Source organism: Candidatus Neomarinimicrobiota bacterium (genome assembly GCA_041862535.1).
Taxonomy (GTDB): Bacteria; Fidelibacterota; Marinisomatia; order SCGC-AAA003-L08; family TS1B11.
On record JBGVTM010000218.1, the window covers coordinates 1 to 2,233 of the forward strand.

General features: G+C 56.7%; 2 protein-coding genes. Both read left to right on the forward strand.

What is annotated here, in order from left to right; genetic code table 11:
* The coding region (locus ACETWG_08050; protein ID MFB0516541.1) for a hypothetical protein at positions 1–229 on the forward strand (229 nt) is incomplete at its 5' end.
* A gap of 9 nt (positions 230–238) precedes the next feature.
* A partial coding sequence (locus ACETWG_08055) for a hypothetical protein (protein MFB0516542.1) occupies positions 239–2,233 on the forward strand: 1,995 nt, incomplete at its 3' end.

Genomic DNA, 2,233 nt, shown 5'->3' on the forward strand with positions numbered 1-2,233 from the left:
GGACGAGTTGGATACCATCACCCACAATGCCGGGATCGAGTACTGGTACTCGACTTATTTCGCCATTCGGGCCGGGTTCATCTATGACAAGCTCGGTAAATTTAATAATCCCACTTTCGGGGCTGGAATCCATTACGGTCCCTATGGATTCGACTTTGGCTATATCTATGGGGAGGAGGGGCACCCGTTGACCAATACTATGCGCTTCTCCCTGAACATGGCCTTTTAAGCGCCCTCGATGATTTCCAGTAAAATCCCACGCTGGCCCCAGTGTGGGATTTTTTCTATCCAGCCCGTGTTGATTCTGCTTCTGCTCGTCACGCTGAATGGCCAGACAGTGCCCCGATTGAGTTTATACGGGCTGTCAGCAGGACCGGCGGCAGCAACTCATAGCCAGCAAACTAAAGACCTCACCATCCTTGCCCTGCGTGTAGCCTTTACCCGAGACGATAATCTCTCTACTACCGGTGATGGGACCTTTCTGATGGAGCTTACGGCGGACGATTCGCTCCGCTGTGATGGTTTTCATGTAGATCGGCCGCCGCATGACGCGGCCTACTTTTATGCCCAATTGCAGGCGATAGCGAACTACTACCAGCAGGTCACGCGGGGCCGGGTCACTTTTGACCTGGCGCACAGCTCAGTATTCCCTGAAGGGGAAGAACCCATCGTCCTGGGGGAAATGGCTAGCTACCGGCCGGTAGTCGATGAGGACTCGAGTGATGCCCTGCTGGTGGCGCTATTCGCGGAAAGTCTCACCGCTGCCGCTGACAGTGAAGTCAATGTACTGGACTATAACATGGTGGTGGTATTCCACGCCGGCCTGGGACAGGACTTTGCCTATCCAATGCTGGATCCAACGCCGCTGGACATCCCCAGTGCCTACATTGATCTGGAGATGATAGCTGAGGCTCTCGGCACGGCGGGCATCCCCCTTCCTCCCGATGGCGTTCTCTTTGACCGCCCCGGCATTCTCCTGCCTGAAGGTCAGAATCACATTTATTACGACATTGTTGAGGACATTTTCTTCGGTGAGACCGACTATTGCGATCTGCAAATAGGCCTTACGGGGACTTTCGCCTTGCTGATGGGCTATGCATTGGGCTTCCCGCCGTTGTTCGATACCGATGACGGGGAAACCGGGATTGGCGTTTTCGGCCTCATGGACGTGGGTTCCAATAATGGCCAGGGCGTAATCCCGGCGCCGCCCACCGCCTGGACCCGAACCTACCTGGGCGAGCAAACGGTGGAGCTGGAAGGAGATATCGCGCTGGCGGCACGCCACCTACCCGAGGGCCAAATCGGCCGGATCACTTTAAGCACCGACGAATATTTTCTGGTTGAGAACCGGCTTAATTGGGTGCTGCCGGGGGTAAGCCTGGACAGCCTCCGGTACCGTAACCGCATCGAGAACCTTGACGGCAGCTACACCTTGCCGCACTATTTCGATTATCTGGTGGACTCGGTAAGGGTTGATATCGTTAACGGTGTAATCACTGCGATACATAATTACGATATAGGCCTTCCCGGCAGCGGACTGCTCATCTGGCACGTGGACGAGTCCCGCTATACTCCCTTCATGCAGGGTATCAACGATGATCCCGAGGCCCGGGCAGTGGCCCTGGTGGAGGCCGATGGCGCGGTGGATATCGGCTTTCCCACCACGGCTATCTTTGTTGATCCCACCCGGGGTTGGTTATGGGATATGTGGTACGCCGGGAATGATGGTTTCTTCGATGCCAACCCGGACCGCAAGGCCGATAATCCCCAGCGCTTACTGAGCTTCGACGGTGACACGCACCCCTCCACCCGCCTGAACTCCGGGGCGGAGAGCGGGATTGCCGTCAGCCGGATTGATTCCGCCGGGAAGAGCCTCGCCTTCCTGGTAGCAGACGAGATCAACGTGACCCGCCTGCCGGATGGCAGCCGACTATTGGGCTTCAATGGAGATAAGTGGGTCTATGAAGAGGAAGACTCCCTCTGGCTGGGTAACCTGGCGATTGGCGTCCGGACATCAGGGGCTGTGCGTACCGTGATGATCAGCGAGCACGATGCGCCCCATATCCCGACTGCTGCAATTCCTATCGACCTGGGATTCTGGATAGTCGATCAGCTTGAGACCGGATACCGGGCCCGACGTTTCCGCACCGGTGGCAGCCTTTACCTTGATCTGGAGGATGCGGCAATGTTCGAAGGGGCCTATTACGACGATGGTCGGCTGTGGCTGATTACC